The sequence below is a fragment of the Rhizobium sp. TH2 genome (genome assembly GCF_024707525.1).
GTDB lineage: Bacteria > Pseudomonadota > Alphaproteobacteria > Rhizobiales > Rhizobiaceae > Rhizobium_E.
In genome coordinates this window covers 4,713,036-4,738,323 of the sequence record NZ_CP062231.1, presented here as the reverse complement: position 1 = coordinate 4,738,323, position 25,288 = coordinate 4,713,036, and the positions used below count along the sequence as shown (strand labels likewise).

Genomic DNA, 25,288 nt, shown 5'->3' with positions numbered 1-25,288 from the left:
AAAACATGGGCACTATCGGCAAGGCACTGACACTGCTCGATATTCTCTCCGGGATGGAGAAGGAATGCGGTCTCACCGAGATCGCGTTGGCCTGTGGCTATGACAAGGCGACGACGCGTCGCTTCCTCGTCGAACTGGAAAAGCAGGGCTTCGTCGAGCAGACAAGCGAATCCCGGAAATATCGGTTGGGCGCGGCGCTGCTGCGGCTCGCGCGGATACGCGAACAGCGCTATCCGTTCCTCCGGACGGCGATGGAATTCGTCAGGGAACTCGCAGATCTGACGGGCGAGACGGTCCATCTTTCGGAATTCTCGAATGGAAGGCTTTCAAACGTTCATGTCGAGGAATCGACGAGGGCGCACCGCGTCTTCGTGCGTATCGGAACCATATTGCCGTTCCATGCGACCGCTTCGGGGCTTGCGTTTCTTGCGGCTTCTTCCTCCGACGTGATCGAAGCGGAGCTCGCAAAACCGCTCCAGTCCTTCACCGATCATACCTTGACCGATGCCGATGAGGTGCGGAGGCGCATCGAAGAGACGAGGGCTCTGGGTTACTCCATCAGCAGGCAGGGCATGGAGGCGGGCGTGATCAGCGTCTCGGCCGCGATCTGCCCCCCGGGCGGACGACCTGTCGGAAGCATCACGGTCGCTGCACCCTTTGTCCGCACCGATGACGGCAGGATCACGGAACATGGCATTGCGGTTTCCGCCGCCGCTCAACGAATTTCAGACGCACTTTTCGGGGCCGACCGGCAGGTTCGCCCCATGATGCAATCGAGGAGGACCGGTTGATGAGCGCAAGCGCCCGCCCATCTGCTACTTTGCCCAATATTCTGGTGATCGGCACCGGCGACACCAAGAGCGACGAATTGCTGTTCATGGCCGATATTATCGGCAAGGCCGGCGGATTGCCCGTGATGGTCGATGTCAGCGTGCTGGGCGATCCGCCCTACATGCCGGACTATTCCAGGCATGACATTGCCAAGGCGGCTGATGTCACGATGCAGCAGATCATCGACAGCGGTGACGAAAACAGCGCCATGGCGCTGATGGCGCAGGGTGCGTCCAACCTGGTGCGCATGCTTTACGATGCCGGGCAGGTCGATGGCATGATCGCGCTCGGCGGTTCGATGGGCACCGATCTGGCGCTCGATGCCGCGGCCGTGCTGCCGCTCGGCGTGCCAAAATTCGTCGTCTCGACCATTGCCTATTCGCATCTCCTGCCGCCGGAGCGGATCTCGCCGGATCTTATGATGATCCTCTGGGCCGGTGGGCTCTATGGGCTGAACCCGATCTGCCGTGCGGTGCTGTCGCAAGCCTGCGGCGCGGTTGTGGGCGCCGCAAAGGTCGGGATAAAGCCGGAGAATGACCGTCCGCTGATCGGCATGACCTCGCTCGGCTCGTCCTGCCTCAAATATATGAAATATCTCAAGCCCGAGCTCGAGAAGCGCGGCTATGACGTAGCGGTGTTCCATTCAACCGGCATGGGCGGTCGGGCGTATGAGGCGATCGCGGCGCAGAAGGGTTTTGCTGCGGTTTTCGATCTCTGCATTCAGGAAGTGACCAATCATCACAACGGTTCGGTGGTGACGTCAGGCCCGGACCGGATGGAAAATGCCGGCCGTGCGGGCATACCACAGATCGTAGCACCTGGCGCGGTCGACATGGTCGATATCCAGGCTTGGCAGACCTTGCCCCTGCAATTCGTCGACCGGCCGTATCATGCACATAATCGATTGATCGGCTCGGTCACCACATCACCCGATGGCCGCCGCGAGGTTGCCCGCGTCATCGGCCTGAAGCTCGAAAGCGCAACCGCCCCGGTCGCCTTCATCCTGCCCTCGGGCGGCATCCAGGAATGGGACCAGGCGGGTGAGCCGCTGTATGAGCCGGAAGCGCTCGACGCCTTCCTCGACGAGATGCGCAAGACCGTTCCCGCCTCGGCGCAGTTCGAAGAGATGGATGCGCATATCAACTCACCGGAATTCGCCGTAAAGGCGCTTGAAGTCTTCGACCGCTGGGTCGCCGAAGGCGTCGTGCCGAGGGGCCGGACATGAGTGTGTACAAAGCCCTGATCCTCGATTTCGGCGGCGTCGTCACGCGTACGATGTTCGAGACGCATAACATAACCGAACGCGCGCTTGGCTTGCCTGAGGGGACGCTGACATGGCGTGGGCCCTTCGACACGGCGACCGATCCGCTCTGGCGCGCCATGCAGGCGCGCGAGATTTCCGAGCGCGATTACTGGATGACTCGGACGCGCGAGGTTGGGCAATTGCTCGGCGAGGACTGGTCGGACATGAAGACTTTCATCCAAAGAGCGCGGGGCGCGGACGCGGAGTTGGTCATGCGCCCGGAAGCGCGGGATGCGATACTGAAAGTCAAACAAGCGGGGCTGAAGCTTGCCATCCTGTCCAATGAGCTTGACCTGTTCTACGGCGTCGAATTCCGCCAGCGCTTCCCGCTGATCGAGCTGTTCGACGTCATCGTCGATGCGACCTACACTGGTATCCTGAAGCCGGACCCGCGCGCCTATGAGCAGGTGCTGGCTGAGCTCGGGCTCGATCGTGAAAACTGCGTCTTCGTCGACGACCAGAAGAAGAATATCGAGGGTGCGGAGGCCGTGAACCTCCCTCACGTCCATTTCGACGTCACCCGCCCTGCCGAAAGCTATGCCCAAGCGATTGAGATGCTTGGCGTTTGAAAGGATTGACCGATGCGTGATTCCAATTTCCTGATCGAGAACAATGCCCGCCATCTCTGGCATCCGATGGCGCATCCGGCGGAGATGCAGGCCAAACCACCGAAGATCATCAATGCGGCGGAGGGCGTCGAGGTGATCGACATCCATGGCAAAAAGGTACTCGATGCCGTGGGCGGACTGTGGAACGTCAATCTCGGCTATTCCTGCGAGCCGGTGAAACAGGCGATCCGCGACCAGCTTGAAGAACTGCCCTATTACTCGACCTTTCGCGGCACGACCAATTCGCCGTTGATCGAGCTGTCCTGGGAACTGGCGCAGTTCTTCAAGGAGGACGGCATGACGCGTTCCTTCTTCACCTCGGGCGGCTCGGATTCGGTGGAGACGGCGCTGCGCCTGGCGCGGCAGTTCCACAAGATCAACGGTCAGCCGGAGCGCACCAAATTCGTGGCGCTTAAGAAGGGCTATCACGGCACCCATTTCGGCGCCGCGTCCGTGAACGGCAACGCCAATTTTCGTCGAAACTACGAACCGCTGCTGCCGGGCGTCATCCACCTCGCGGCTCCCTTTCCTTATCGCAATCCCTTCAATACGAATGATCCGGCCGAGATCGCAGCGGCAATCGGCCGCCAGTTCGAGGATGAAGTCGCCTTCCAGGGCGCCGATACGATCGCGGCCTTCATCATGGAGCCGGTGCTGGGTGCCGGTGGCGTGATCGTGCCGCATGAGACGTTCATGCCGCTGATGCGCGAGATCTGCGACCGCCACGGCATTCTGCTCATCGCCGACGAGGTGATCTGCGCCTTCGGCCGCACCGGCGCCTGGACCGGCTCACGCGGCTGGGGTGTGAAGCCCGACATGATGACCACGGCCAAGGCCATCACCAACGGCTATTTCCCCTTCGGCGCGGTGATGATTTCCGACAAGGTCGCCCAGGTGTTCGAGGCCGACAAGACGACATTCGGTTCGATCGGCCATGGCTATACCTATTCCGGCCATCCGGTCGGGGCGGCTGCGGCGCTCGCGACGCTCAAGGAGACAGCGCGTTTCAACGTCGCCGCCAACGCGGCTGCGCGCGGCGCCGAACTGAATGCAGGCCTTGCACAACTCAAGGAAAAGCACGAACTGGTTGGCGATGTCAGAGGCAAGGGGCTGATGGCGGCGCTGGAGTTGGTTTCCGATCGCGCCAAGAAAAGCGGGGCCTCGAAGGACGCCGTCGCGAAGGTCTATGAGACGGCCTATGATGAAGGCGTGATGGTGCGGACCTCGGGCACCAATGTCATCATCTCGCCGCCGCTGGTGATCACAGCTGCTGATGTGCAGCGGATTATCTCGGCGCTCGACGCCGGCCTGTCGGCCGCGGAAGGCAAGTGAGATGAGCGACAACGGCGCATTGCTGGCGCGGCGCGAGAAGCTGCTCGGCCGCAACATGTCGACCTTTTACAACGACCCGGTCCATCTGGTGAAAGGCGAGGGCGTCTGGGTCTGGGATGCGGACGGCCGAAAGTATCTCGACTGCTACAACAACGTGCCGCATGTCGGCCATTGCCATCCGCGCGTGGTCGAGGCGATCTGCCGGCAGGCTTCGACGCTGAACACCCATACGCGCTACCTGCACGAGGGCATTCTGGATTATGTCGAGCGGCTGACGGCGACATTCGATCCAAGTCTCGATACCGCGATCCTGACCTGCACCGGTAGCGAAGCCAACGACATTGCGCTGCGCATGGCGCAGGCGGTGACCGGCAATACCGGGGTGATCGCAACGGATCATACCTATCACGGCAATACCGCGGCCGTGTCGCAGCTCTCGACCCGCATGCCGCCGGTCGGCGGTTATGGAGGCCATGTGCGGCATGTACCGGCACCGGATGGCTATCGGCCACTGGGTGGGATTCCGGGCGAGGCCTTCACCGATGCCTGGGCGGCGGCGTTGGAGGAGGCGATCACGTCGCTTAAGGCCAGCCCGTTCGGTTTTTCAGCGCTCATCATTGATCCATTCTTCGCCAATGAGGGTTTTCCTGATCTTCCGGTTGGCTTCCTCAACAAGGCCGCCGAGATCGTGAAGCGGGAAGGCGGCCTGATGATCGCCGACGAGGTGCAGCCCGGATTCGGCCGCACAGGCACGCATATGTGGGGGCACCAGCGCGCCGGGATCGTTCCCGATGTCGTCACACTCGGCAAGCCGATGGGCAATGGGCATCCGATCGGGGGCGTCGTGGCTAACTCCGAGACGCTCAATGCCTTCCGCAAGGCGTTTCGTTATTTCAATACGTTCGGCGGCAACCCGGTCTCCTGTGCGGCGGCCATGGCCGTGCTTGATGTGCTCGAGGATGAGAAGCTGCAGGAGAATGCGCGGGACGTCGGCGCTTACGCGGTTGGCGGGCTCGCTCATCTGGCTGGGAAGCATGCGATCATCGGCAATGTGCGCGGCTCTGGCCTGTTCTTCGGCGCGGAGCTGGTGCTGGACCGAGCGGAGAAGACACCGGCGGCGGATATCGCAACGCGGGTGATCAACGAGATGCGCGAGCGCGGCGTGCTGATGGGCAAGCTCGGCGTCAAGCAGAATGCCACCAAGATCCGCCCGCCCATGCCCTTCACCAAGGTCAATGCGGATTTCATGCTATCCACGCTTGATGACGTACTGTCCGGTCTCTGAGCGATGAGTAGCCTCGAAGAAGACCTTACGAAGCGGGCCAAGCGGGCGCTCGGGCACTGGGGTCTGCCGGACCAGGTGCCACAACTCCTGAAATATCGTGAGAACGCGGTGTTCCGAGTCACATTCGCCGATGGCGGCAAGGCGGCGCTCCGGCTGCATCGACCGGGCTATCATTCGCGGGCGGCATTGATGTCTGAACTCACATGGATGGCGGATCTGCGGCGGCAGGGCGTTCTCGTGCCGGAGCCGATTCCGTATCGCGACGGCGGGCTTCTCGTCGCGATCGATACGGGCAGCGACATCACGCAATATGCGGACATGATCGGCTGGGTCGAAGGCGATCCACTGGGCGAGAGCGGGCGGCCGCTTGGCCGATCGCGTCCAGAACTCGGGGCGGTCTTTGGTGCAATCGGCGAACAGATGGCGCGCATGCATGTCGCGGCTGATGGCTTTCACGTGCCCGCAGATTTCGAGCGCCCATCATGGAACGAGGCAGGCCTTCTGGGTGACAAACCCTTCTGGGGGCGGTTCTGGGATTGCGATGGCCTCGATGCCGACGATCGGGCGTTTCTCGTCAGGCTTCGCCACGCTCTGACGCGTCGGCTAGATGCCGTGTCCCCGTCGCTGGACAAAGGCCTGATCCATGCCGATCTGGTTCGCGAGAATGTGTTCGTGAACGACGGTGCCGTTGCCTTCATCGATTTTGATGACTGCGGTTTTGGGTTCCGGCTGTTCGATGTCGCGACGGCGCTGTTGCGCAACCGCCGGGAGCCCGATTACCCAGCAATGCGCGATGCGTTGCTGCGAAGTTATGCTGCCGTGCGGCCGGCGATGGAGGAGGAATTCAAATATCTGCCGCTTTTCCTGCTGCTCAGGAGCCTGACCTATATCGGCTGGGCGGGCGCGCGGTCGGACTTGCCTGATAGCGAGGAAAGGCTGAAGCGATATGTTGCGGAAGCGCGGGATCTCGCCGCCCGGCTGGAAAATGCCTGACCGGCTTAGTCGTTGATCGAGGCCAGTTCGTCCAGCATGTCGAGAAGCTGGTCGATCCGCTCGCGACCAAAACTCTTTTCGAGCCTGTCATAGATCAGCCGGCTCTCGGGAGCGACCTCGTTGATGATCGCAAGGCCCGCCGGTGTGATCTGCAGCAGCACGCGCCGCCCGTCATTGTCGTCCTTGGCCTTGGTGATGATACCGCGCTCCTCGAGCGAGCGGATGATACGGGTCAGGCTCGGTGCGAGGATGAAGGCGCGGTCGGCCATCTCGGAGGCATCGACCGTCCCAGCTTCGGCGAGGATGCGGATCACACGCCATTGCTGTTCGGTGATGTCGTGCTCGGCCAGCATCGGCCGGAAATGCGTCATCACGGCTTCGCGGGCGCGAAGCAGCGCGATCGGCAGCGAGCGGCGGGTGTTTCGCGGCAGGAGCGCGTCCTGCACCAGTTTGGACTTGCGGGGAGACTGATCGTTCATGGCGGTTCTATCGTCCATTTCGAGCCTCTTTGCAATCGCATGACCAAGCTGCCAGTAGAACAAGGCACTTGACACTATCAGCACCTATGATTAACATGTTAAATATAAAAGGAAGCAAGACGGGAGGACAGATGCCCCATTTCACGATGGAATATTCGGCCAATCTGGACGATGCCGTCGACTTTCAGGCGCTCTGCAAGGCGGTTCATGAGACCATCATCGCATCAGGCCTGTTTGAACTGGGTGCCCTTCGCGTCCGCGCGCTGCGGGCCGAGGCCTATGCGGTCGCCGATATGCTGCCGGAGAATGGCTTTATCGACATGTCCTTCCGCATCGGCAAAGGCCGCAGCGAGGCGGAGAAACGTGAGACCGGCGAGGCGATCTTCGCTACCGTAACGCGATTCTTGACGCCTCTGTTCGAGACGCCGCACTTCGCGCTCACCCTTGAAATTCGAGAGATCGACCCGGATCTCAGCTGGAAGAAGAACGCCATTCACCCGCGGATCCGCCAGAAATCCGGGTGAATCCAAATCCCTCTCAGGATGCCGCGCCGTTCCCACCGCGTTGGCGACCGTCCCCTCACGGAGCATAGAATGTCGAAGCTCGACGAAAACATCGCCAAGGCCAAAACCTATCTCACCAAATTCGATGGCGGTGTCATGAATCGCATCGGTGGTGAGGATGTCTGGGCCGCCGATGGCGCGACCTATGAGACGATCTCGCCGGTTGATCTCAAGCCGCTCGCCAAGGTGGCGCTAGGCAAGAGCGCGGATATCGACCGCGCGGCGAAGGCGGCGAAGGCTGCGTTTCCGGCATGGGCGGGGATGGATGGCGCGGCACGCAAGAAGCTCTTGCACAAGATCGCCGACGCGATCGTCGCGCGCGCTGAAGAGATTGCTTTCGTCGAATGCATGGATACCGGACAGTCGCTGAAATTCATGGCCAAGGCTGCACTGCGGGGCGCTGAGAATTTCCGCTTCTTCGCCGATCGGGCTCCTGAAGCCCGCGACGGCAAGGCATTGCGCGGCCCCGGCCAGGTCAACATCACGACCCGTGTGCCGATCGGGCCCGTCGGCGTAATCACGCCGTGGAACACGCCCTTCATGCTGTCGACCTGGAAGATCGCGCCCGCGCTGGCCTCGGGCTGCACGGTCGTCCACAAGCCAGCGGAATTTTCACCGCTGACGGCGCGACTATTGGTCGAGATCGCAGAGGAAGCCGGCCTGCCCAAGGGCGTCTGGAATCTCGTCAACGGTTTCGGCGAGGACGCCGGCAAAGCGCTGACGGAACACCCCGATATCAAGGCGATCGGCTTTGTCGGCGAGAGCCGCACCGGCTCGATGATCATGAAGCAGGGCGCGGATACGCTGAAGCGCGTGCATTTCGAACTTGGTGGCAAGAACCCGGTGGTGGTTTTCGCCGATGCCGATCTCGAACGCGCTGCCGATGCCGCCGTCTTCATGATCTATTCGTTGAACGGCGAGCGCTGCACCTCGTCATCGCGCCTGCTCGTAGAGGACAGCGTCTACGACAAGTTCACCATGCTCGTGGCGGAGAAGGCCAAGCGCATCAAAGTCGGCCATCCGCTCGATCCCGAAACTGTTATCGGGCCACTGATACACCCGGTTCATGAGAAGAAGGTGCTGGAATATATCGAGATCGGCCGGGGTGAGGGCGCCACCGTCGCGGCCGGCGGCACCAAGTTCAATGGTCCAGGCGGCGGCTGCTATGTCTCGCCGACGCTTTTCACCGGCGCCAACAACCAGATGCGGATCGCCCAGGAAGAAATCTTCGGGCCGGTGTTGACTGCCATTTCGTTCAAGGACGAGGCCGAGGCGCTGGCGCTCGCCAACGACGTGCAGTACGGCCTGACCGGCTATCTCTGGACCAATGACGTCACCCGCGCCTTCCGATTCACCGACGCGCTGGAAGCCGGCATGATCTGGGTCAATTCCGAGAATGTCCGCCACCTGCCGGCGCCATTCGGTGGCGTCAAGAGCTCCGGCATCGGCCGCGACGGCGGTGACTGGTCCTTCGATTTCTACATGGAAACCAAGAACGTCGCCTTCGCCAGCATGGCGCATGCGATCCAGAAACTCGGTGGCTGAGGCGGGCTTCGACGCTCGCATCGCCGCCAAATCAGCATGAGGAGGAAACAATGCCCCTGCCGAAACCCAATCTCCATCCGCCCTTCAACATCGTGCGGCTCAGCCATGTCGAACTGGCCGTCACCGATCTCGTCAAATCGCGCGCCTTCTATGTCGATACGCTCGGACTGCAGGTGACCGACGAGACCGCGGATACGATCTATCTCAGGGCGATGGAAGAGCGCGGGCATCATTGCATCGTTCTCAAGAAGGCTGGCAAGGCGGAAGCGCAGGATCTCGGCTTCAAGGTCTTTTCCGAGGAGGATCTTGATAAGGCCGAGCATTTTTTCAAGGGCAAGGACCTGCCGGTCGAATGGATCGAGCGACCCTACCAGTCGCGCACTTTCCGCACCCGAGACCCGCATGGCATTCCGCTCGAATTCTATTCGAAGATGGACCGCCTGCCGCCGATCCACCAGAAATACGCGCTCTACAAGGGCGTGAAGCCGCTGCGCATCGATCACTTCAACTGCTTCTCGCCGAATGTCGACGAGAGCGTCGCCTTCTATAACGAGATCGGCTTCCGGGTGACTGAATATACCGAAGATGCCGAGACCGGGCGGCTCTGGGCGGCGTGGACGCATCGCAAAGGTGGCGTGCACGACATCGCCTTCACCAATGGCCGCGGCCCGCGCCTGCATCACACCGCCTTCTGGGTGCCGACGCCGCTCAACATCATCGATCTGCTCGACCTGATGTCGACCACGGGCTGGCTTGCCAATATCGAGCGCGGCCCCGGTCGGCACGGCATTTCCAACGCCTTCTTCCTTTATATCCGCGACCCCGACGGCCACCGTATCGAGATCTATTGCTCGGATTACCAGACCGTCGATCCCGATCTCGAGCCGATCAAGTGGGATCTCAAGGATCCGCAGCGCCAGACGCTCTGGGGATCGCCGGCACCGAAATCCTGGTTTGAGGAGGGCAGTCTCTTCCGGGGTACCGAGGTCAGGGATTCGATCCTCAAAGCAACGCCGATCGTGGCGCCGTAAGGAGAGAGCGGATGGCACATCCTCGCTTTGCAAGCTTTTCGGTAGATGGGAAGCCCGGCTATGGACTGGTGAAGGGCGAGGCGATCGTCGATCTGTCGTCGCGGCATGACGCGAAATGGCCGACCCTGCGCGAGGTCATCGAGGCGGGCGCCCTTGGCGAACTGGCCGACGAGGCCGCGAGCCTCAGGCCGGATGTCTTGCCGGGCACATTCCACTTCGAGATCCCGATCTCGGCGCCGGAGAAGCTGATCTGCGTCGGCGTCAATTTTCCCGACCGCAACGAGGAATACAAGGATGGGCAGGCGGCTCCGTCCAACCCATCGCTGTTTATCCGTTTCCCGCGTTCCTTCACCGGTCACGGCCAACCGCTGATCCGGCCGCCGGAAAGTGCGCAGCTCGATTACGAGGGCGAGATCGTCATTGTCATCGGCAAGGGCGGGCGGCGCATCCCCGAGGCAGAAGCACTCGACCATATCGCGGCGCTGTCGCTTTGCAACGAAGGCACGATCCGCGACTGGGTGCGGCATGCCAAGTTCAACGTCACCCAGGGCAAGAATTTCGACCGCACCGGATCGATCGGGCCCTGGCTGGTGCCCTTCACCGACGAGGCGCAACTGGCCGATATCCAGCTCACGACCCGCGTCAATGGCGAGGTCCGCCAGCAGGATCGAACCAGCCGAATGATCTTTTCCTTCCGCAAGATCATCAACTATATCTCGACTTTTACGACATTGACGCCGGGCGACGTCATCGTCACGGGCACGCCGACCGGGGCCGGCGCGCGCTTCGATCCGCCGATCTGGTTGAAGCCGGGCGATGTCGTCGAGGTGGAGGCGGAAGGTATCGGTACACTGCGCAACACAATCGAGGACGAGGCATGACGACGCTTACGCAAGGTCAAATCTCCGAAGCCGCGTCCACGCTCCATGCCGCCGAAAGAGATCGCAAGCAGATTGGTCTCCTTTCCCTAAAGCATCCCAACGCCACTATGGATGACGCCTATGCGATCCAGGCGGACTGGGTGAAGAAGAAGATCGCTGCCGGCCGCAAGGTGATCGGCTGGAAGATAGGGCTCACCTCCAAGGCCATGCAATATGCCCTCAACATCTCGACGCCGGATTCGGGCGTGCTGTTCGACGACATGTTGTTCGAAGATGGCGCGATAATACCCGGCGACCGCTTCATCCAGCCGCGTATCGAAGCCGAGATCGCCTTCGTGATGAAGGCGCCGCTCAAGGGCCCCGGCATCAGCGTCTTCGATGTGCTCAACGCGACGGATTATGTGACGCCTGCGCTCGAAATCCTCGATACGCGCGTCCAGCGCGTCGATCCTGAGACGAAGAAGGCGCGCACTATCGTCGATACGATTGCCGACAATGCCGCCAATGCTGGCATCGTCATCGGCGGCCGTCAAATACGGCCTGACGCGGTTGATATGCGCTGGATGGGCGCCATCGTTTCGCGCAATGCCGAGGTCGAGGAGACCGGACTGGGCGCAGGCGTGCTCAATCACCCGGCGCGCGGCATCGCCTGGCTGGCGAATCGGTTGGCGCAATATGGCGCGGGCATCGAGACGGGACAGATCGTGCTCGCCGGCTCGTTCATCCGCCCGATCGAGGCGCGGCATGGCGATACGATCACGGCTGACTTCGGCGCCTACGGTACCATTTCCTGTTTCTTCCAGTGAGACCTCCATGCCGGCACCGACGAACACTTTCAAAGCGGCGCTGAAACAAGGCCGCACGCAGATCGGCTTGTGGGTTGCGCTGACCAGTGCCTATACCGCCGAGATCTGCGGCGGCGCCGGATACGACTGGCTGCTTGTCGATGCCGAACATGCGCCGAATGATATCCAGACGCTCGTCGCTCAATTGCAGGGCCTGTCGAAATACCCCGTCCACCCGATCATCCGCCCGCCGATCGGCGAGGCCTGGATCATCAAGCAGATCCTCGATATCGGTGCACAGACGATCCTTGTGCCCATGGTCGAGACCAAGGAGCAGGCCGAGGCGATGGTTCGCGCCGTTCGCTATCCGCCGCACGGCATCCGTGGCGTCGGCGCATCGCTGGCGCGCGCCTCGAATTTCAACCGCATCCCGGATTATCTCCAGACCGCCAATGACGAGGTTTGCCTGCTGCTGCAGATAGAAAGCCGGGCCGGGCTTGCCAACCTCGACGCAATCGCCTCCGTCGAGGGTGTCGATGGCGTCTTTGTCGGCCCTGCCGATCTTGCGGCGGATATGGGCTTTCTCGGCAAGCCGGGGGCGCCTGAGGTCCAGGCTGCGGTCGAGGATGCGTTGAAGCGCATTCAGGGCCACGGCAAGGCGGCGGGAATCCTCACCGCCGACCAGACACTCGCCCGACGCTATCTCGAACTAGGCGCGACCTTCGTCGGTATCGGCAGCGACGTTGGTCTGCTCGTCAATGCGACGACCAAGCTGTTGGCTGATTTCAAGGCCGGCGGATCGTCCGAACAAGTGCCGCGAAACTCCGGTCAAGTCTATTAATCAGCTTATCTTCCGCAAAAATTGTGCAGCGTTCCCAGCTCCTTACACAGGATTTCGACGCACGCGCGCCGGAGCGTCAACACAAGTTTGCTGAACATGTGAGTTTACCTCTTGACAGTTTTGTGAACTTCGACAAAACTTAACTCACAAGTAAAGAAATCGCTGGAGGGCGATTCAAACAGTTGGGAGAGGTCAATGCTGCAAGAGCGCATTGAGGGGAAGTGGCTTGCCTGCTTCCGACGGGTTTTCACGCTCAACGGCATCGCCCGCGGCACGCGGGTGGCGATCGTTTCTGAGACGCAGTCGCGTCCGGTTCTCGTCCAGCTTGCGGATCTCGCCTGCCACGATCTCGGCGCCGATTATTGCATGATCACGATGCCGACGCCGCGCCAGACCGCGCCGGTGCCGGTCAAGTCGACGGGCACGTCACTGGCGATCCAGGGCAACCGCGCCGCGATCGAGGCGATGAAACAATGTGAGATCATCGTCGATTGCACCGTGGAGGGCATGATCCATGCCGCCGAATGGCCTGAGGTCGAGGAATCAGGTGCCCGCATCCTCATGGTCTGCAACGAGCATCCCGAAATTCTGGAACGCTGCGAGCCGACGGCCGAACTCGGCCCCAAGGTGGCGCTCGGCATCCAGATGTTGCGCGAGGCCAAGGAGATGCGGGTGACGTCTGCTGCCGGCACCGATCTGGTGATCGATCTGACCGATGCGCCTTGTGGCGGCACGCCGGGTTTTGGCACCACGCCGGGCGCGGTCGCGCATTGGCCGGGCGGCCTCTGCCTGGCATTTCCCGGTTCGAACACCGTCAACGGCCGCATCGTCATGGATGTGGGCGACATGAACCTCACCTTCAAGAGCTACCTGACCAGCCGCATCGACTTCACCGTCGAGAATGATTTCGTCAAGGAAATCAAGGGTGACGGTTTGGATGCGGAGCTCTTCCGCGATTATATGGAAGCCTGGGAAGATCCGCTTGCCTATGGTTTCAGCCACGTCGGCTGGGGCATGAACCCTGCCGCTCGCTGGGTCTCCGGCGCGCTCTATGACAAGCGCGACATGCAGGCCGTCGAGTTCCGCGCCTGGGCCGGCAATTTCCTCTGGTCCACCGGCGCCAACCAATATGCCGGCCGCTTCACCGAGGGTCATTTCGACCTGCCGATGCGCAAATGCACGGTCGCGCTCGATGGCCGCGTGGTGGTGAAGGAAGGCCGTCTCCAGGGCGATCTCGTGCTCTGAGCGAATTCTACGAAGGACAGATGATGAGCGAACCTGCAGATTACTACGACCTCTCCCGCATCCGGCCCGAAGTGCTCGATGTGCTCAATCGCATCAACGAACTCGGCCGCGAGCGCTTCGCGCCGCGCGCAAAGGCCATCGACGACGAGGCGTCCTTCCCGGTCGAGAACTACAAGGACCTGGCCGCCGAAGGCTTGCTGACGCTTACCGTACCGAAGGAATTCGGCGGGCACGGCTTCAGCCTTGGCGAATATGCCATGGCCGGTGCTGAGATCGGCAAATATTGCGGCGCCACGGCGCTCACCTTCAACATGCACAATTCCTCGATGATGTGGTCGCGCTTCATGTATGAGCTGCCCAACCTCACCGACGAGGACCGCGCCGCCTTCGCGCCGCTGCGCGAACGCCAGTTCCGCCGGGCGGTGAAGGAACAGGGCATCTATTCGCAGCCGATCTCCGAGGCCGGGCAGAACTGGACCTCGAAACCGGCCCAGACGTCCTGCCGAAAGGTCGAGGGCGGCTGGAGGATCAACGGCTTCAAGAAATTCGCCTCGCTCGCCGGCTATTGCGACTATTACTCCATCGTCTGCACGGAGCATTTCGAAGGCATCGAGCCGCGCCACGAGGACACGATGATCTTCGTGATCCACAAGGATGCGCCGGGCCTGTCGGTGACCGGCAGCTGGGACCCGCTCGGCATGCGCGGCACCAACAGCCGCGACCTCGTGCTCAAGGATGTCTTCGTCACCGAGGACGACCTGATGATGCCGCGCGGCATCTTCATCAAGACGCTGCCGCACTGGCCGCACATGATGGCAACGCTGTCGCCGACCTATATGGGCGTGGCGCAGGGCGCGTTCGATTTCACCTGCGCCTATCTGCGTGGCGAGGTTCCCGGCCAACCGCCGGCGGACCGCCGCATGTTCGGCACAAAGCGCATCACCGTCGGCAAGATGTACACCCAGCTCGCGGCGATGCGGGCGCTGTGGTGGCAGGCCTTCATGGAAGCGCAGGGCTATCCGTCCAAGGCGCAAGTCATGCGGATGTACGCCGCGCAATACAATGTCATGGAAGGCGTGCAGGAAATCGCGGCTCAGGCGATCCGTACCTGCGGCGGCCAGTCGATGCTGAAATCGCTGCCGCTGGAACGCATGTATCGCGACAGCCGCTGCGGCGCGCTGATGCTGCCCTATACGTCGGAGATCATGGAGGACTATCTCTCCGTACTCACGCTCTACGACATGGATGAGCTCGACAAGGCGCCAGGAGACGAGGGCGGTGCGCGCTCCTCGCTGTGGCGCGGCGATGCGGGAACGCTGAAGGGGCTGCGCTAGAGACATGCGGGAGGAGCGGGTTCAGGTCAGCGGGCATTCGACGGCAGATCCTGCTGTTGTCTGGGCCGTCGCCGGCGATTTCTGCGGGGCCTGGCATCCGGCCGTCGCGGAAATCCGGGCCGAACGCGATGCGCGCGGTGCCCTGATCCGCGCCTTTACCGCCAAGGGTGACGATACGCTTTATCGTGAGCGGCTGGTTTATTGGTCGGATAGCGATCGGGTGCTGGTCTATACACATCTGGAAGGGATTGCCGGGGCGGAGAGCTATGTGGCGCGGCTGGAGGTCGTGCCGGGCGAGGACGGCGGTAGCCGGATTGAGTGGTCAGCGCGGTTGACGGCTGAGGATGAGCGGGCCGGGGTGATTGCGGCGGGGACCAGGGCGATCTTTGAGATGGGGATCGAGGTACTTGCGGAGCTGACGGCGAGCGCCGCTGCCGGCGAGGCCTCGGCCATTCACAACGATTTCGACGCAGAGCTTGAGACTGTCTTCATCGGCGGCGATCCGCGCCTGGCAATCACCGCCACGCCGCCTAAGTCCGGGCCGCTCGTGCTCTTCCTGCACGGCATCGGCGGTGGCCGGACCAACTGGCGGCGCCAGCTTCATGCGGTCGCGCCCCGATTGCATGCCGCAGCGCTCGACCTGCGCGGCTACGGCGACAGCCAGCTCGGGCCATCACAAAGCATGGTCGACGACTATTGCCTCGACATTCTACGCATCATGGAGAACTTGGGTGCGAGCCGCGTCGTCCTCTGCGGCCTTTCCTATGGCTCCTGGATTGCCACATCCTTCGCCATGCGCCATCCGGACAAGCTCGTCGGCCTTGTTCTGTCCGGCGGCTGCACCGGCATGTCGGAGGCCGGCGTCGAGGAACGCGAGGCCTTTCGCCGGTCGCGCGAGGTTCCGCTGAACGAAGGCAAGACACCGGCGGATTTCGCGCCTGCCGTTGTCAATGTGCTGGCCGGTCCCTATGCCGGGGAGGATGTCCGCCAGAAGCTCTTCGACTCGATGGCCGCCATTCCTTCGGCGACCTATCGCGATGCGCTCACCTGCTTCACCAACCCGCCCGAGCGGTTTGACTTCTCGAAGCTCATCATGCCCGTCCTGATGATGACCGGCGAGTTCGACCGCCTGGCACCGCACACTGAAATCCGTGGCGTCGCCAACCGAATCGTCGAGGCTGCGCCGAATGCCTCTGTACGATTCGAAGTCATCGCCGGTGCGGGCCATGTCTGTAATGTCGAGCGTCCCGATGCATATAATGCGATCCTGACCGAGTTCCTCTCGGAGGTGATCACATGACCGCTCTGCCCAAGCGCCAGCAGAACCGCATTCTTCGCGAGCAGCGCATTCTCGATGCTGCCCTGACCGTCTTTTCCGATAAGGGTTTTGTCGGCGCTTCCATGGACGATATCGCCGCCGAGGCCGGAATCAGCAAGCCGACGCTCTACCAGTATTTCCCCTCCAAGGACGAGCTCTTCACCGCGATGATGAGCCAGGAGCGGGACCATATGCTCGAATCCTTCGAGTATCCTTCTGCGTCGGGGATGGTCGCCGAACTCCATGCCTTCTCCTGGCACTATGCGGAGATCGTGCTGCGGCCAGACATGCTCAATCTCGCCCGGCTGATCATCTCCGAAGCGCAGCGGCTGCCTGAAATCGGCCGTGCCTATCAGGCCTCCGGCCCGGACCAGGCACTGGCCGGTATGATGCGTTATCTCGAACGCCAGCGCGATGCCGGTCGCCTTGTCTTCGACGATACGGAACTGGCAGCCGAGGATCTCTGGGGTCTCATCCTCTCGGCGCCGCGCAATAAGGTGCTGCATATTCCCGACGCGATGCCCGACCGGGCGACGCTCGAACGCTACATCCGCAACGGCCTCCGCGTCTTCCTGCGTGCCTATTCGACTGCGCCGGACGCGGATCTCGCCAGCCTTGCTACCCTTCAGCCGCCGACATCAGCCGAAACGGAGTGATCATGACTCTCGACGCATACCTCGCCGACCCCGCAAGCCGTTTCGCAACGGTAGCGATGACCGATACGAACGGGCTGCTGCGCGGCCAGATGGTCTCGGTCAAATCGCTGGCCGGCATCGCCCGGAGCGGCATGGGCATGTCGCCCGTGACCTACGCGCTTGATCCGACCGATGTGGTCCTCAACATTCCCGGCGTCTCCGACGAGACCTCGGATTTTCACGACGATCCGCTGGTGCTCGACCCGTCCACCGTGCGGCGACTGCCGTGGTCGAAGCCGGGGCACGACCTGCTGGTCCTCTCCAACCATAGCGGCCCGACAGCGGCGCTCTGCCCGCGCTCGCTGCTGACCCGAGTGCTTGGTCGCGGCGCTGATGCCGGCTTCGTGCCGAAATACGGCATGGAGCTCGAATATACGCTGTTCGACGAGACGCCGGAAAGCGCCCACGAAAAGGGCTACCGTAACCTCAAGACCGCGACGATGCACAAGAGCCACGACCTCGTGCTCTATCAGGTGCAGCAGACCGAGTGGTACGAGGCACTTGCCGAGATCTGCGAGCCGCTGAAGATCAATCTTGCCAAGATGCATGAGGAAATCGGCGGCGGTTTCCTCGAGGCCTGCATCGCGGCAGGCACGGGTCTCGAACCGGCCGACCAACTCGTGCTGCTCAAGAATTTCGTCCGCGCGCTGGCGCAGCGGCAAGGCAAATGCGTCACCTTCATGCCGCGCTGGACCGAGGATGCCGACAGCCAGTCGATCCATCTCCATGTCAGCCTTGCCGACAAGGCGGGCACGTCCGTGTTCCACGATGCTGCTGGCAAGAACAACGTCTCCGAACGCTTCCGGCACTTCCTCGGCGGGCTGCAGCGCTATATCGGCGACATGACGCTGATCTTCCAGCCGACGGTTAATTCCTACCGCCGCTTCGCGCCCGGCACATTTGCGCCGCCCGGCCTGACCTGGGGTTTCGAGAACCGCACAACCTGCTTCCGCATCGTCGGCCACGATGCCGGCTCGCTCAGGGTCGAGAACCGCCTGCCGGGTGCCGACACCAACCCTTATCTCACGGTCGCCGCCACGGTCGCGGCCGGTATCGCCGGCATCGTCGAAGGCATCGAGCCGGAGCCCGAGGTGATCGGCAACGGCTATGTCCAGGATAATGCTGGACCGGATTTTGCCCGCTCCATGCCCGAGGCGATCGAGCGGCTGCGCGGTTCGGCCTTTGCCAAGGACTGGCTGGGCGAGCGCTTCGTCGATGCGTTCACGGCCAGCCGCCAGAGCCAGTACGATGAATTCCGCAAGAAAATACCCGATGTAGAACTGCAACGTTTCTTTGACCTGGGGTAGTGCCATGAAGCCAGAACTTCGCATGCAATTCCTCGAAGCCATGAGCCGTGCGGCCACCTTCGTGGCTGTGGTCACGACCGATGGCGAGGCGGGCCGCTTTGGCGTCACCATCAGTTCGCTGACCTCGGTTTCGGCCGATGGCGCGCATCCCTCGCTGCTTGCCTGCCTGCATCACCAGAGCCCGGCCGCCGCGGCCATTCTGAGAAACCGTGCCTTCTGCGCCAATCTACTGCAGGAGGACCAGCACGAAGTTTCCGATCTCTTCGCGGGCCGGATGACGGTGGGGGAGCATTCCGGGCGTTTCGACCACACGGCCTGGTCGCGCGGCGAGCTCGGCCAGCCCATTCTTGGAGGCGCCACGGCGAGCTTCCAGTGCCGGGTCGCGACCTCGGTGCTTTGGGAGACGCATCACATCATCGTCGGCAATGTCGTGTCGGTCGAACTCTCCGACAATGCGGGAGCGCTCCTCTACGGCCAACGCGCCTATCGCCGGGCAGTCCAATTGTCGGCCGCCAAATGATAGCTTGCAGTCGAGGAGTTACTTAACATATAAATTAGTTTCGCGGCTTCGGGGACGGAGGCGCGGAAACACCCACAGCGGAGAACCGGCAGCAAGATCGGCCTTCGTGCAACAACCGAGAGGGAACTATGGTTGATATTACTCAGGGCGGAGCGAACCAGCTCCGGAAGAATTCACTGGGGTTGATAGCGGTGACCTTCATGGTCATCTCGGCGGCCGCGCCGCTGACCGGCGTGGCGGGCGCCATGCCGCTGGCCTTCCTCCTGGGCAATGGCACCGGCATCCCGGCGACCTTCGTCCTCATGACGCTGATCATGCTGGCCTTCTCGGCCGGCTATGTCGCGATGTCGCGCGACGTCAAGAATGCCGGCGCCTTTTACGCCTATGCTGCCCGCGGCCTGGGTGGCCGCACCGCAGGGGCCGTCGCCATCATCGCTGTCGTCGCCTATAACGCGATGCAATTCGGCCTGATCGGCCTGCTCGGCGGCGTTGCCAGCGGGGTCTTCGGCGGGTTCGGGCTGACGCTCCCCTGGTATGTCTGGAGCCTGATCGCCATCGCGCTCGTCGGCATCCTCGGCTATCGACAAGTCGAACTGTCGGCCAAGATCATGGTCTTCCTCGTGCTGCTTGAATATATCATCGTGCTGATCGTCGACTTCGCCATTCTCGGCAAGGGCGGCGCGCATGGCCTTTCGCTCAACATCTTCGACAGCTCCGCCTTCTTCTCCGGTTCGCTGACGGCTGCAGTCCTGTTCTGCCTGGGTTCGTTCATCGGCTTCGAGGCGACCACGATCTATGCCGAGGAAGCGCGTGACCCCGAAAAGACCATCCCGCGCGCAACCTATCTCTCGGTGCTCATGATCGGCCTGTTCTTCATCTTCACGACCTGGCTGATGATCGTCGGTATCGGTGCCGACAAGCTCCTGCCGACGCTCGGCGCCCTGGCCGACCCGACCGCATTCTTCTTCGACCTCGCCGGGACATATGTCGGTGGTCCGGTTCCTGCTATTGCCGGCGTGCTGCTGGTCTCGAGCCTGTTTGCGGCGCTAAGCGCCTTCCACAACTATATCGCCCGCTACACCTATGTGGCCGGCCGCGAAGGCCTGCTGCCGGCTGTCTTCGGCCGTACCCATGATGCACATCAGAGCCCGCATGTCGGCTCGATCGTGCAGACGATCGGCGCACTGATCGTCCTCGCCGTCTTCGCGGGCCTCGGTCTCGATCCGGTGCTGAACATGTTCACCTGGGTCAGCCAGGTCGGTACGCTCGGCGTGCTCGGCATCATGGCGATCACCTCGCTTGCGGTCATCGCCTTCTTCCGCAAGAAGGGCGGCCAGAATTCGCCGATCTCGACACTGGTCCTGCCGGCGATCTCGGGCTTGGTTATGGCGGCGCTGTTCGTCTACATCTTCATCAACTTCGGTGACCTGACCGGAACGACGGGTGGTGCGCTCGGCATTATCCTGCCGGCGCTGATTCCGATTGCGGGTATCATCGGCTTCCTGATGGCGAGCCGCCTCAAGGCCACCGATCCGGCCGCCTATGCCCGCATGGGCCAGAACAAGGTCTAGCGAAGGATTCTCCATCGGCGTCCGCAGGGGCGCCGGTGGATCTACTTCGGACGAGTCCCAGCGAAGCGCTTGATCAAAGAGCGATCCTAAGCGCTAGACCCTCTTGCATTGAATTTGACCCGGTTCTGCCGGAGCAGGTTTTCGTCTGGGCAGAGGCGATTGGCGAAGGGCATATCCAGATATACGTCCGAGCCGATCGCCTCTGATCCAGGCGGAAAGATGCCCGGCCCACCGGGTTGGCTGAAGCGGGCCGCCTATTCGTTCGGCCGGCTTGGCCGTAGAGCTGGGCTACGACGCGCGCCGGCCGAACGAATATCCGACTCCGCCTCAGCCAACAGAACCGGGTCAAATTCAATGCAAGAGGGTCTAAGGCCGTCTTGGATGGCAAGGTGGCCAAGGGCAGCGACAAGAACGGGAAGCTCAGCGGCGGCCTTCCCATGGCAATGTAAAGCCAAGCAAATTTTGCCGCTTGTTCCAGATCGTTCACCCACAAGCGTCGGATATCAGCCACAACGGTCGTCGTCGGAGGGTTAGAGAATTGGCACGCCGGAGAGCGCGTCTCGCATCAATCCAATTGACACCACGGCCCTAACATTGGATGCTTCATACGTTAACTAATGAATGTCCCATGAGGGCTATCTTATTCAACTTGTGGCTGGGAGGCCGAGTTGGAACTGCTGCACAGCGAAAATCTCATTCCGGTCCAGTGGTCACTCGTCGCCTACGAACAATGGCGGCATGACCTGCACTCGATTTGTGGCAGTTTCGACCCGCGGGCAACGGACAAGGGCAGAGCGGTCCGGGGCGCGGCTCGCGGCATAGACGTCTGCGGCATGCAATTCGCCCATGTATCGAACGACCTCGATTTCGTCCATCGCAACTGGGATGACATCCGGCGTGACACTGCGGAACACCTGTTCCTGATCGTCCAGCTCGAGGGGTCGTGCGGTGTGGATCATAGCGGCCAGCAGAATACGCTCGATGTGGGCGACTGCATTCTCGTTGATTCCACCAAGCCGACGACCTTTCATTTCGGCGGCCAGTTCTCCAATCATCTCTCCATGCATTTGCCGCGACAGATCATGTATTCGGAGAGGCGCGACACGTTCGAGATCGCTCGTAAGCTGGCAGGTTTCGATCCGATGGCGATCATGCTGCGTGCTCTGATCGCCAAGATCATGTCGACACCGGACACCGACCCTAGCGCCGGCAATCTGCGGGAACTGATGTTTAACGCGACGCGCCAGGCCTTTGTCGCCGAGGCGGCAACGATCGAGCACATGCAGTCGCTGCATGACAGCGCGGCGCGGCGTCTGCAGATGGTCGATATCCTGATCGATCGGCATCTCACGGAAAGTGATCTTTCCGCGAAGTGGCTGGCGACGCGGATCGGGGTTTCGATCCGGACGCTGCAGCAGGATTTCCAGGGCATGGGCGTGACATGCACCACCATTATTCGCGACAAGCGGCTGCGCCTGGCCCGCGAGAAGATCGAACAGATCAAGGATGCGCGCTGCGGACAGACCATCGCCGAGGTGGCCTATGCGGCCGGCTTCAACGACATTTCCTATTTCAATCGCAGTTTCCGGGAACTGTTCGACTGCGCCCCCACCGATCTGCTGAAACCTGCTGGTCGCGCTTGATGCGCATCCTGTTGGACGATTGCGCATAATCTGCGCTTTTCTCCAATTTCCGCCGCGCGGCAGCCCAAGACGCGTGGCAACGAAGAGCACATGATCCTTCCGAAGGCTGGACCGATCCCTACCACGGGGTCGCTCCCGGGGAGGATTGATAATGGATTATACGCTGTTCATCGGCGGGCAGAAGGTTGCCGCCGCCAACCACCACGACATCAGGAACCCATCGACCGGCGATATTGTCGGCCGCATGCCATTGGCGACGGCGGAGCAGCTCGATCAGGCGGTAGACGCCGCGGCGGCCGCATTTCGCGACTGGCGCCAAAAGCGAGAGGAAGAGCGTGCGCAGGCCTGCCGTGACGTGGCGACTGCGATCGAGGCCCATGCCGAGGAACTGGCGACGCTGCTGACACTCGAGCAGGGCAAGCCGATGAACGGGCTTGGCTCGCGATTTGAGATCGGCGGCGCGCTCGCCTGGACCCGCTACACGGCGGAACTTTCACTGCCGGTCGAAATATTGCAAGACAACAACGAGGGCCGGGTCGAGTTGCACCGCAAGCCAATTGGCGTCGTCGGTTCGATCACGCCTTGGAACTGGCCTGTGATGATTGCCTGCTGGCACATCATTCCGGCGATCCGCGCTGGCAATACCGTCGTCATCAAGCCTTCGCCGATGACGCCGCTCTCGACCATCCGGCTCGTCGAGATCATCAACGAGGTTCTGCCGCCCGGTGTCGTCAATGTCATCACCGGCGAGAACGCGATTGGCGGAGCGCTCTCCGCTCACCCCGGCGTCGCCAAGATGACGTTTACCGGCTCGACCGCGACCGGCAAGAAGATCATGGCCTCGGCGGTAGAGACGTTGAAGCGCCTGACGCTGGAACTCGGTGGCAATGATGCCGGTATCGTGCTGCCGGACGCCGAACCCAAGCGGATCGCGGAGGGCCTGTTCTGGGGCGCCTTTATCAACAACGGTCAGACCTGCGCGGCGCTCAAGCGACTCTATGTCCATGACAGCATCTATGACGAGGTCTGCACGGCGCTCGCCGACTATGCCGGCAAGATCGTCATTGGCGACGGCATGGATGAGAAGAGCGTACTCGGCCCGATCCAGAACGAGATGCAGTACAATAAGGTGCGCGACCTCGTGGAAGACGCGAGGGCAAAGGGCGGGCGGGTGCTCACTGGTGGCGAGCCCATCGACCGACCGGGCTATTTCTACCCGATCACGCTGGTGGCCGATGTCGCAGACGGTGTCCGTCTTGTCGATGAAGAGCAGTTCGGCCCGGCCCTGCCGATCATCCGCTACAGCGACGTCGATGAGGTGATCGAACGCGCCAATCGCAACCCGGCCGGCCTCGGCGGCTCGGTCTGGTCGTCCGACCCGGAAAAGGCCAAGCACTATGCGCTGAAGCTCGAATGCGGTTCCGTCTGGATCAACAAGCATGGCGCGATCCAGCCGAATGCGCCCTTCGGGGGCGTCAAGCAGTCGGGTATCGGCATCGAATTCGGTGCGGAGGGCCTCAAGGAATTCACCACCATCCAGACAGTATTGAGCTGAGCCATGACGAGTTACGACTATATCATCGTCGGTGGCGGCTCCTCGGGTTGCGTGCTTGCCAACCGTCTCACGGAAAATCCTGCTCACAAGGTGCTGCTGATCGAATCCGGCCGCCGCGACGCCGATCCGTACATCCATATCCCGGCGACTTTCTTCAAGGTTCTGGAGAAGGGGATCGACGTTCACGGCTATGTCTCCGAAGCGGAGGAGGGTCTCAATGGCCGGCCGCAGATCGTACCGCAGGGCAATGTCATCGGTGGCGGCAGCTCGATCAACGCCATGATCTACATCCGCGGCCATCGCAACGACTACGACACCTGGTCGCAGATGGGATGCCAGGGTTGGTCTTACGAGGATGTGCTGCCGGTCTTCCGGTCGCTGGAGAACAACAGCAACCTGAACGGCAAGTATCACGGCCGGTCCGGCGCGCTCCATGTGTCCAATGCGCGCCACCGCCATCCGCTGAGCCAGGCCTTCGTCAACGCAGCGGTTGAGGCGGGGCTGCCGGCGAATGAAGACTTTAACGGCGAGAACCAGGAAGGCGTCGGCTTCTACCAATCGACGACCTATAACGGCCGCCGCTGGAGTTCGGCGCAGGCCTTCCTGCGGGAGGCGGAGAAGCGGCCGAACCTGACGATCATGACGGAGACCAAGGTCGCCCGCGTGCTGTTCGATGGCAGGCGTGCCTCGGGTGTCGAGCTGTTCGATGGCACCAGGATTTCCGCAGCCAAGGAAATCGTGCTGACTGCTGGCGCGCTCGCCACGCCAAAGATTCTGCAACTATCCGGCATTGGCGATGCTGCTCATCTGAACGAGCTCGGTATTCCAGTCGTGGCAGACCTGCCAGGCGTCGGCGCGAATTTTCAGGACCATCTCGAAGTGCCGGTGCAGGGCGAGACGCGTGATCCGATCTCGATCCTCGGCGAGGACAAGGGCATAAAGGCCGCACTGCACATGGCGCGATACATGCTGACGCGGGGCGGCTTGCTCGCCTCCAACGTAGTGGAGAGCGGCGGCTTCGTCGACACTGCCGGCACCGGCCAGCCGGATATACAGTTCCATGTCCTGCCCGTGCTGGTCGGTTTTGCCGACCGCGAGCCGGAGCCGGGCCATGGCCTCAGCATCGGCCCGTGTTTCCTCAGGCCGCGGTCGCGGGGCTCAATCCGGGTGAAGTCGGCGGACCCGAAGGAGAGCGCGATCTTCAACGCGAACGCGCTCTCCGACCCGGCCGACATCGAGACTTTGGTGCGCGGCGTCGAGGCGGCGATCCGCATCCTTGAGGCCCCGGCACTGGCAAGGCTCGTCAAACGGCGCGTGATGCCCAAGCCGGGGATCGAGAAGGATCCGCAAGCGTTGCGCGACTACATCCGCTCGACTGCCAAGACGGTGTTTCATCCGTCAGGCACAGCGAAGATGGGTCGCGCCGACGATCGCATGTCGGTCGTCGGTCCCGATCTCAAGGTTCATGGCATCGAAGGGCTGCGCGTCAGCGACGCCTCGGTCATGCCGACGCTCGTCTCGGGCAATACCAATGCGCCGACCATGATGATCGCCGCGCGCGCTGCGGCATTCATGTCAGGCAGACAGATCTCGGCCTGAGAAGGCTCTGAGGCACGGCGCCGG

The 25,288-nt window shown here is 62.0% G+C and carries 23 protein-coding genes; 22 read left to right on the top strand and 1 reads right to left on the bottom strand.

The features are described 5' to 3' along the window. Nucleotides 1-5: 5 nt before the first annotated feature. The 6 genes from IHQ71_RS23090 to IHQ71_RS23065 are packed head-to-tail and all read left to right on the top strand — an operon-like array spanning nucleotide 6 to nucleotide 6,352. Nucleotides 6-791 (top strand): IclR family transcriptional regulator, encoded by a 786-nt coding sequence (locus tag IHQ71_RS23090; protein ID WP_258162929.1) that lies wholly within the window; start codon nucleotides 6-8, stop codon nucleotides 789-791. Next, complete coding sequence (locus IHQ71_RS23085; protein ID WP_258158753.1) at nucleotides 791-2,056, top strand: Tm-1-like ATP-binding domain-containing protein; 1,266 nt, start codon at nucleotides 791-793, stop codon at nucleotides 2,054-2,056. The genes IHQ71_RS23090 and IHQ71_RS23085 overlap by 1 nt, the downstream gene beginning before the upstream one ends. Before the next feature lie 2 nt (nucleotides 2,057-2,058). Beyond that, nucleotides 2,059-2,703, top strand: a complete 645-nt coding sequence (locus IHQ71_RS23080; RefSeq protein ID WP_258162928.1) for an HAD family hydrolase — start codon at nucleotides 2,059-2,061, stop codon at nucleotides 2,701-2,703. 12 nt (nucleotides 2,704-2,715) lie between these two features. Then, a complete protein-coding gene (locus tag IHQ71_RS23075; protein ID WP_258158752.1) occupies nucleotides 2,716-4,074 on the top strand; it encodes an aspartate aminotransferase family protein in 1,359 nt (452 codons plus the stop codon). Between the two features lies 1 nt (nucleotide 4,075). Further along, complete coding sequence (locus tag IHQ71_RS23070; protein ID WP_258158751.1) at nucleotides 4,076-5,359, top strand: aspartate aminotransferase family protein; 1,284 nt, start codon at nucleotides 4,076-4,078, stop codon at nucleotides 5,357-5,359. A 3-nt stretch (nucleotides 5,360-5,362) separates the two neighbouring features. Next, entirely contained in the window at nucleotides 5,363-6,352 is a 990-nt protein-coding gene (locus tag IHQ71_RS23065) for a phosphotransferase enzyme family protein (protein ID WP_258158750.1), read from the top strand. Between the two features lie 5 nt (nucleotides 6,353-6,357). Here IHQ71_RS23065 and hpaR read toward each other — a convergent pair whose 3' ends face one another. Then, on the bottom strand, nucleotides 6,358-6,849 hold the full coding sequence (gene hpaR / locus IHQ71_RS23060; protein ID WP_374989907.1) for a homoprotocatechuate degradation operon regulator HpaR: 492 nt from the start codon (nucleotides 6,847-6,849) through the stop codon (nucleotides 6,358-6,360). Between the two features lie 113 nt (nucleotides 6,850-6,962). Here hpaR and IHQ71_RS23055 point away from each other — a divergent pair, with 113 nt between their 5' ends. From IHQ71_RS23055 to IHQ71_RS22980, 16 genes are all read left to right on the top strand, one after another. Then, the gene (locus IHQ71_RS23055; protein ID WP_258158749.1) at nucleotides 6,963-7,355 is read left to right on the top strand and encodes a 5-carboxymethyl-2-hydroxymuconate Delta-isomerase; all 393 of its coding nucleotides are present in this window, start codon (nucleotides 6,963-6,965) and stop codon (nucleotides 7,353-7,355) included. A gap of 69 nt (nucleotides 7,356-7,424) precedes the next feature. Then, entirely contained in the window at nucleotides 7,425-8,939 is a 1,515-nt protein-coding gene (hpaE, locus tag IHQ71_RS23050; protein ID WP_258158748.1) for a 5-carboxymethyl-2-hydroxymuconate semialdehyde dehydrogenase, read from the top strand. Between the two features lie 50 nt (nucleotides 8,940-8,989). Continuing rightward, nucleotides 8,990-9,970 carry a 3,4-dihydroxyphenylacetate 2,3-dioxygenase gene (gene hpaD / locus IHQ71_RS23045; RefSeq protein ID WP_258158747.1) on the top strand — a complete coding sequence of 327 codons (981 nt, stop codon included), beginning with the start codon at nucleotides 8,990-8,992 and terminating at the stop codon, nucleotides 9,968-9,970. A gap of 11 nt (nucleotides 9,971-9,981) precedes the next feature. Beyond that, nucleotides 9,982-10,851 (top strand): fumarylacetoacetate hydrolase family protein, encoded by an 870-nt coding sequence (locus IHQ71_RS23040; protein ID WP_258158746.1) that lies wholly within the window; start codon nucleotides 9,982-9,984, stop codon nucleotides 10,849-10,851. Continuing rightward, nucleotides 10,848-11,657 carry a 2-oxo-hept-4-ene-1,7-dioate hydratase gene (hpaH, locus tag IHQ71_RS23035; RefSeq protein WP_258158745.1) on the top strand — a complete coding sequence of 270 codons (810 nt, stop codon included), beginning with the start codon at nucleotides 10,848-10,850 and terminating at the stop codon, nucleotides 11,655-11,657. Before IHQ71_RS23040 ends, hpaH begins: the two co-directional genes overlap by 4 nt. A 7-nt stretch (nucleotides 11,658-11,664) precedes the next feature. After that, nucleotides 11,665-12,477 carry a 4-hydroxy-2-oxoheptanedioate aldolase gene (hpaI, locus tag IHQ71_RS23030; protein WP_258158744.1) on the top strand — a complete coding sequence of 271 codons (813 nt, stop codon included), beginning with the start codon at nucleotides 11,665-11,667 and terminating at the stop codon, nucleotides 12,475-12,477. A gap of 195 nt (nucleotides 12,478-12,672) precedes the next feature. Beyond that, the gene (locus IHQ71_RS23025; RefSeq protein WP_258158743.1) at nucleotides 12,673-13,722 is read left to right on the top strand and encodes a peptidase M29; all 1,050 of its coding nucleotides are present in this window, start codon (nucleotides 12,673-12,675) and stop codon (nucleotides 13,720-13,722) included. A 23-nt stretch (nucleotides 13,723-13,745) separates the two neighbouring features. Next, entirely contained in the window at nucleotides 13,746-15,056 is a 1,311-nt protein-coding gene (locus tag IHQ71_RS23020; RefSeq protein ID WP_258158742.1) for an acyl-CoA dehydrogenase family protein, read from the top strand. Nucleotides 15,057-15,060: 4 nt separating this feature from the next. Further along, nucleotides 15,061-16,356, top strand: a complete 1,296-nt coding sequence (locus IHQ71_RS23015) for an alpha/beta fold hydrolase (RefSeq protein ID WP_258158741.1) — start codon at nucleotides 15,061-15,063, stop codon at nucleotides 16,354-16,356. Then, nucleotides 16,353-17,030 (top strand): TetR/AcrR family transcriptional regulator, encoded by a 678-nt coding sequence (locus IHQ71_RS23010; RefSeq protein ID WP_258158740.1) that lies wholly within the window; start codon nucleotides 16,353-16,355, stop codon nucleotides 17,028-17,030. Before IHQ71_RS23015 ends, IHQ71_RS23010 begins: the two co-directional genes overlap by 4 nt. 2 nt (nucleotides 17,031-17,032) lie before the next feature. After that, nucleotides 17,033-18,376: a glutamine synthetase family protein gene (locus tag IHQ71_RS23005; RefSeq protein WP_258158739.1), complete on the top strand. Its 1,344-nt coding sequence runs from the start codon at nucleotides 17,033-17,035 to the stop codon at nucleotides 18,374-18,376. 4 nt (nucleotides 18,377-18,380) lie between these two features. Further along, a complete protein-coding gene (locus IHQ71_RS23000; protein ID WP_258158738.1) occupies nucleotides 18,381-18,896 on the top strand; it encodes a flavin reductase family protein in 516 nt (171 codons plus the stop codon). Between the two features lie 128 nt (nucleotides 18,897-19,024). Further along, complete coding sequence (locus IHQ71_RS22995) at nucleotides 19,025-20,467, top strand: APC family permease (RefSeq protein WP_258158737.1); 1,443 nt, start codon at nucleotides 19,025-19,027, stop codon at nucleotides 20,465-20,467. Between the two features lie 668 nt (nucleotides 20,468-21,135). Continuing rightward, the gene (locus IHQ71_RS22990; protein WP_258158736.1) at nucleotides 21,136-22,110 is read left to right on the top strand and encodes a helix-turn-helix domain-containing protein; all 975 of its coding nucleotides are present in this window, start codon (nucleotides 21,136-21,138) and stop codon (nucleotides 22,108-22,110) included. Between the two features lie 148 nt (nucleotides 22,111-22,258). Next, nucleotides 22,259-23,665: an aldehyde dehydrogenase family protein gene (locus IHQ71_RS22985; RefSeq protein WP_258162926.1), complete on the top strand. Its 1,407-nt coding sequence runs from the start codon at nucleotides 22,259-22,261 to the stop codon at nucleotides 23,663-23,665. Nucleotides 23,666-23,668: 3 nt separating this feature from the next. Next, the gene (locus IHQ71_RS22980; RefSeq protein WP_258158735.1) at nucleotides 23,669-25,264 is read left to right on the top strand and encodes a GMC family oxidoreductase; all 1,596 of its coding nucleotides are present in this window, start codon (nucleotides 23,669-23,671) and stop codon (nucleotides 25,262-25,264) included. Nucleotides 25,265-25,288 lie beyond the last annotated feature (24 nt).